Source organism: Paenarthrobacter sp. NPDC056912, from assembly GCF_042786555.1.
Classification (GTDB): Bacteria; Actinomycetota; Actinomycetes; order Actinomycetales; family Micrococcaceae; genus Arthrobacter.
On record NZ_JBHUCD010000021.1, the window covers coordinates 88,676 to 94,421 of the forward strand.

5 protein-coding genes and 1 tRNA gene are annotated in these 5,746 nt (G+C 62.0%); 5 read left to right on the forward strand and 1 reads right to left on the reverse strand.

Annotated elements, in window-relative coordinates:
* Positions 1-21: 21 nt before the first annotated feature.
* The 4 genes from ACFRJ9_RS19985 (at position 22) to ACFRJ9_RS20000 (ending at position 3,405) form a co-directional block, all read left to right on the forward strand.
* Positions 22-97, forward strand: a tRNA-Gly gene (locus ACFRJ9_RS19985).
* 177 nt (positions 98-274) lie between these two features.
* Positions 275-1,729, forward strand: a complete 1,455-nt coding sequence (locus ACFRJ9_RS19990; RefSeq protein WP_377671562.1) for an amino acid permease — start codon at positions 275-277, stop codon at positions 1,727-1,729.
* A gap of 94 nt (positions 1,730-1,823) precedes the next feature.
* Complete coding sequence (locus ACFRJ9_RS19995; RefSeq protein WP_377671564.1) at positions 1,824-2,057, forward strand: antitoxin; 234 nt, start codon at positions 1,824-1,826, stop codon at positions 2,055-2,057.
* A 130-nt stretch (positions 2,058-2,187) separates the two neighbouring features.
* On the forward strand, positions 2,188-3,405 hold the full coding sequence (locus tag ACFRJ9_RS20000) for a benzoate/H(+) symporter BenE family transporter (protein WP_377671566.1): 1,218 nt from the start codon (positions 2,188-2,190) through the stop codon (positions 3,403-3,405).
* Between the two features lies 1 nt (position 3,406).
* Here ACFRJ9_RS20000 and zapE read toward each other — a convergent pair whose 3' ends face one another.
* Positions 3,407-4,447, reverse strand: coding sequence for a cell division protein ZapE (gene zapE, locus ACFRJ9_RS20005; RefSeq protein ID WP_377671569.1), 1,041 nt, complete (start codon positions 4,445-4,447; stop codon positions 3,407-3,409).
* 209 nt (positions 4,448-4,656) lie between these two features.
* On the opposite strand from zapE, the gene ACFRJ9_RS20010 reads away from it, so the two are divergent.
* On the forward strand, positions 4,657-5,583 hold the full coding sequence (locus tag ACFRJ9_RS20010) for a sulfurtransferase (RefSeq protein ID WP_377671571.1): 927 nt from the start codon (positions 4,657-4,659) through the stop codon (positions 5,581-5,583).
* Positions 5,584-5,746 lie beyond the last annotated feature (163 nt).

The window sequence follows — 5,746 nt, forward strand, 5'->3', positions numbered from 1 at the left end:
TCAGCCAGGCAGGCAGCATGTGCGGACGTAGCTCAGCTGGTAGAGCACCACCTTGCCAAGGTGGATGTCGCGAGTTCGAATCTCGTCGTCCGCTCCAACAAAAGAAAGCAGCTCCCAGGAGCTGCTTTTTTTGTGCCCGAATGAGGCGAATACTCAATTCATCAATTGAAGTAACCGATACCCCTCAGCAGAAATCGCTTTATCTCATGTGATCCGGCTCGCATAATGTACTGCGAGCTCATCACTGTTCCACGCCAACTGGCAGGAGTACCCCATGAATCAAAAGACGGCTTCCCAGTCCGTCCTGAGGCGCAAGCCGATCGACGATATGGAAGAAGAAAACAAACACAGCGGGCTTTTCAAGAGTCTTGGTCTCTGGCAACTGACAGCCATCGGTGTCGGCGGAATTATCGGCGTCGGAATTTTCTCGCTTGCCGGCCTGGTGGCCCACGGCAGTGAGGGCAACCCTGGCGTTGGCCCTGCAGTCCTGGTCTCGTTCCTGATCGCCGGCTTGGCCTCCGGCGCGGCGGCACTTTCCTATGCCGAATTCGCCGGCATGATTCCGCGTGCCGGATCGGCCTACACCTACGGGTATGTTGCCCTCGGCGAAATTATCGGCTGGTTCATAGGCTGGGATCTCCTGCTGGAGTACATCGCGATCGTGGCCGTGGTGGCTATTGGCATCTCCGGCTATTTCGACGCCTTCCTTTCCGGCATTGGAATCCACATGCCCACATGGATGACATCCACTGCGGATGAGGGCAAGGGCGGGATCATCAACCTTCCCGCGATCCTCGTCTGCCTCCTGGTCACCTGGATCCTGAGCCGTGGAACCAAAGCCTTTGGCCGGTTCGAACTGGTGGCCGTCGCCATCAAGGTGATCCTGATTCTGTTCATCATCGGATTGGGCATCTTCTACGTCGACACCCAGAACTACAACCCGTTCATGCCCAGTGGCTTCGGACCTGTCGTGGCCGGTGCCGCGACCGTCTTCTTTGCCGTCTTCGGCTACGACGCCATGAGCACCGCTGCGGAAGAGGCCAAGGACGGCAAGAAGCACATGCCCAAGGCCATCATCCTTTCCCTGATCATTGCCATGCTGCTTTACGTTGCCGCCACCTTGGTCCTAACCGGCATGCAGAATTACAAAGACATCGACCCCACCGCCGGTTTCGCATCCGCGTTCAACGGTGTGGGTTTGCCTGTCATCGCCACCATCATTTCGGTGTTTGCGGTCCTCTCCATCCTGACCGTGATGCTGACATTCCTCCTGGGCGTGACCCGCGTGTGGTTCTCCATGAGCCGGGACGGCCTGCTGCCAGGCTGGTTCGCCAAGACAGACCGCCACGGCACGCCGCAGCGGGTCACTTGGATCGCGGGTATCGCTTCGGCGTTCCTCGCCGGCGTCTTCCCCATCAAGGAAGTGGCCGATCTCACCAACATCGGCATCCTGGCCGCGTTCGTGGTGGTCTGCGTTTCCGTGATCGTCTTCAGGTACACCAAGCCCAACGCACCGCGCACGTTCCGTTTGCCGCTCATGCCGGTAGTTCCCGCGTTTGGTGTTCTTGCGTCGGCCTTCCTCATGTTCCAACTGCACTGGGAAACGTGGGTACGCTTCGGAGTCTGGCTGGTCATCGGCTTGGTGATCTACTTCTCGTACGGGTTCAAGCACTCGCTCATGAACCCTGCGAGTCCGCGCCACCTCCAGGAAAGTAAGCCCTCGGCGTAGTCCGTCCACGGGCCTACCGGAACCCTTGGCACACCAGCCAACTGATGTTAGGGTCGGACGCGGAGGAGCGATCTGGCTCCGCGAAGGAAGGGAGGTGCCCGTGGGTTTAATTGACGACCTGAAGGGCAAGGCTCAGGGTCTCATTCAGGGCAACGAAGAAGCCATCAAGGATGGCATCGAAAAGGCCGGAGACTTCGTCGACCAGAAGACAGGCGGCAAGTTCGCCGGTCAGGTGGATGCAGTTCAGAACGCCGCTTCCGACTTCGTGGCCAAGAATGACGGAGAAGCCGAGCAGGCTTCCGTCGCGGATGAGCCGAAGCAGCCGTAGCTGCCTGAGCCGCCGTACCAGATACGTCAAGGGGGCACCGGTCCCGCCGAGAGGCGCCACCGGTGCCCTTGGCGTTTAACAGGAACAACCACGTGAAGTTTCGAGTCGTCAGTCCGGTATTTTGGACGTTATGCCTGCCGTCCCTTCGCCCACCAAACAAAGCCACCTCCGCCAGGAGACCTTGGGCCCTCCGGTAACAGCGGGCATCGTCACCGCCCTGGTGGGTTTCACCTCGTCTTTCGCTGTTGTCCTGGCCGGGCTTCATGCCGTGGGAGCCAACCAGTCCCAGGCATCCAGCGGCCTCCTGGTACTGACGCTGACCTTTGGCTTGGGCATTCTGTGGTTGTCATGGCGTTCGAAAATGCCGGTGACCCTCGCGTGGTCCACGCCCGGCGCGGCATTGCTCGCCTCAGCGGGAATGGTCGACGGCGGTTGGCCGGCTGCCGTCGGCGCGTTCCTGATCGTCGGGGTGCTGATCTTGTTGACGGGTTTGCTCCCCGTCCTCGGCCGGCTCATGGCTAAGATTCCCACCGCCTTGGCACAGGCCATGCTTGCCGGAGTGTTGCTGCCCCTATGCCTGGCGCCCTTCAAGTCCTTGGGCTCGGCGCCGTTGTTCGTCGCCCCGGTGGTGGTTTGCTGGGTAGTCCTGATGAAATTCGCCCCACGCTGGTCTGTCCCGGCATCGCTGCTGGTTGCCCTGGCTGTCATCGGTATCCACATCGCATCAACTGGCGTTCATATACCCGGTGACGGCCTGTTGCCCAGGCTCGAATGGACCACGCCGACGTTCACCGTGGAGGCTGCGGTTGGACTGGCGCTGCCCCTGTTCATCGTGACCATGGCATCGCAAAACATTCCCGGCGTCGCAGTCCTCAAGTCGTTTGGCTACACCACGCCGTGGCGGTCATCGATGCTGGTAACCGGGGCCGGAACCATTGCCGGTGCACCGTTCGGAGGTCACACGATCAATCTGGCCGCGCTCAGCGCTGCACTCGCTGCCGGTGAAGAAGCCGGAAAAGACCATGGCCGGCGCTGGATTGCCGCCTTTGTCTCGGGCCTTGCCTATCTGGTCCTGGCTGCGGTTTCCGCGGCCCTGGTCACATTGGTGGCCGCGGCCCCGCCGGGGCTGCTGGAGGCCGTGGCGGGCCTGGCGCTCCTTGGAACCCTGGCCTCGTCCATTTCCTCTGCGTTGGCCGTCGCCGAGGAACGTATCCCCGCCTGTATCACTTTCCTGCTGGCCGCTTCGGGCCTGAGCTTCGCCGGCGTGGGTGCTGCATTCTGGGCGCTGGCAGGCGGCCTCCTGGTTCGCTGGATGCTGAAGAGCCGCGAACCGCTCCAAAAAGCCTGAGTCAGGCAGGCTCGTGGTTCTGGGCCTCACGCGCCAAGGCCGTAAGCCTGGAGACGGCGCGGAAGTATTTCTTCGTGTACCCACCCGTCATCATCTCTTCAGTGAAGAGCTTGTCGAAGGGAACGCCGCTGGCCAGGATGGGCACATCCTTGTCGTAGAGCCTGTCGGCCAACACCACAAAGCGGAGGGCGACGGCCTGCTCAGTGATGGTTTCGACGTCGCTCCACACCACAGCTTCCACGCCTGAGATGAGCTGCCGGTAACGGCTGGGGTGGACCGCGGCCAAGTGGTTGACCAGCGTGCGGAAATCATCCACGGCAACAGTCTTGCCGTCGAACTCGGCCTGCATGCGGTGCTTGAGCTCTTCGGTCTTGAGCGGTGCGGGCGCAGCCGGCAAACCGCGGTGGCGGAAGTCCTCGCCGTCGATCCTGACGACGTCAAACTGGTCCGCCAGGACCTGGATTTCACGCTGGAAATCGACTGCCGCAAAGCGTCCCTCCCCCAGCGATCCAGGCAGCGTGTTGGAGGTGGCGGCAAGCTTGACGCCGGCGTCGGCCAGTTCACGCATGAGGCGGGACATCAGCACCGTGTCGCCCGGATCGTCGAGTTCGAATTCGTCGATGCAGACCAGCTTGTAGCTGCTCAGCGCTTCTACGGTCTTGCGGAAAGAGAGCGCCCCCACGAGGTTGGTGTATTCCACGAATGTGCCAAAGGCCTTGGGGCCCGGGGACCTGTGCCACAAAGACGCAAGGAGGTGGGTCTTGCCAACGCCGAAACCGCCGTCGAGGTAGATACCGGCCCGCGTTGCAGGGGCCTTCTTGGCAAACAGCTTCTTGAAGAGTCCGCCGCCGTCCTCGGTTCCGACGCCATCGGCGAAGGCCGACAGCAGCTTCACCGCATTGGCCTGGCTCGGTTGCGAGGGGTCGGGACGGTAGCTGTCGAACGACACCTCTCCGAACCGCGGAGACGGGTAGAAACCCTTGAGGAGTTCCTCCACGGAGACTGCCGGTGTGCGGGCAGCCAGTTGTTCGATCTGTACCACGGTGGTCCGTTCTTCCGGTATTGGGTCCCCAGCAAGAATACCGGCAGCGGACGCCCTGCAACGGCCATGTGACCACCGCCATGTTTCACCATATGACCGGCGGGGAAGCATTCATCGCGGCCCGTGGTTAGTGTTGGAGCACGCCGGGCTGGCACCTGCATCACCCTCCATGGCCTGGCTCCGTCCGTTGTCAGTGAAAGGCCATCACCATGTCCTACCCCGTTGAACAGAACGAGCAGTTCGCGTCGTACGCGAACCCGGAACGCCTCGTGTCCACAGAGTGGCTTGCAGCAGCACTTGCAGACGGCGCCATTGCCGACGGCAAGCTGGTTGTTGTTGAGTCCGATGAAGACGTCCTTCTCTACGAGACAGGCCACATCCCTGGCGCCGTCAAGATTGACTGGCACACCGACCTCAATGACGAAGTAACCCGCGATTACGTGGACGGCGCCGCTTTCGCCGCCCTCGCAGCCGCAAAGGGAATCTCCCGCGACAGCACCGTGGTGATCTACGGTGACAAGTCGAACTGGTGGGCCGCCTACGCCCTCTGGGTCTTTACGCTCTTTGGCCACGAGGACGTCCGCCTGCTCAACGGCGGCCGGGACAAGTGGATTGCCGAAGGCCGGGAACTGACCACGGACGTTTCGCAGCCTGCCGCCGGTGAATACCCCGAGGTTGAGCGCAACGACGCTCCCATCCGTGCCTTCAAGGAAGATGTCCTGGCGCACTTGGGGAACCCCCTCATCGATGTCCGCTCCCCCGAGGAATACACCGGCCAGCGCACGCACATGCCCGCGTACCCGGAAGAAGGCGCCCTGCGCGGCGGCCACATCCCCACGGCTGCCTCCATTCCGTGGGCCCGTGCGGCCGCTGAAGACGGCACTTACCGCAGCCGTGAAGAGCTTGAGGCCCTCTACCTTGGCGAAGCGGGATTGACGGCAGGCGACGACGTCGTGGCCTACTGCCGTATCGGCGAGCGTTCCAGCCACACGTGGTTCGCACTGAAGTACTTGCTGGGCTTCGACACCGTTCGCAACTACGACGGTTCCTGGACCGAGTGGGGCAACGCCGTCCGCGTACCCATCGTCAAGGGCGCCGATCGCGGCTCTGTTCCTGCCTCGCTGGTCCGCAACTGATATGTAGAAGCTGTTGTCAAGAGGCAGTTGTGAGCGGCTCCCGGCTTTCGTGTCGGGGGCCGCTTTGGGTTGGGTGCTGTCCGGGTGTGGGTGGGCGTGCTGGCGAGTCTTGTGTTCGACTGCAGTGTCAGACTGATATTCGCGGGTTGGTTACCGCATGACG

Excerpts from the sequence above, each read along its gene's own strand:
- ACFRJ9_RS20000 (WP_377671566.1), top strand. The coding sequence starts at position 2,188 with ATGCCTGCCGTCCCTTCGCCCACCAAACAAAGCCACCTCCGCCAGGAG.
- ACFRJ9_RS20010 (WP_377671571.1), top strand. The coding sequence starts at position 4,657 with ATGTCCTACCCCGTTGAACAGAACGAGCAGTTCGCGTCGTACGCGAAC.
- ACFRJ9_RS19990 (WP_377671562.1), top strand. The coding sequence starts at position 275 with ATGAATCAAAAGACGGCTTCCCAGTCCGTCCTGAGGCGCAAGCCGATC.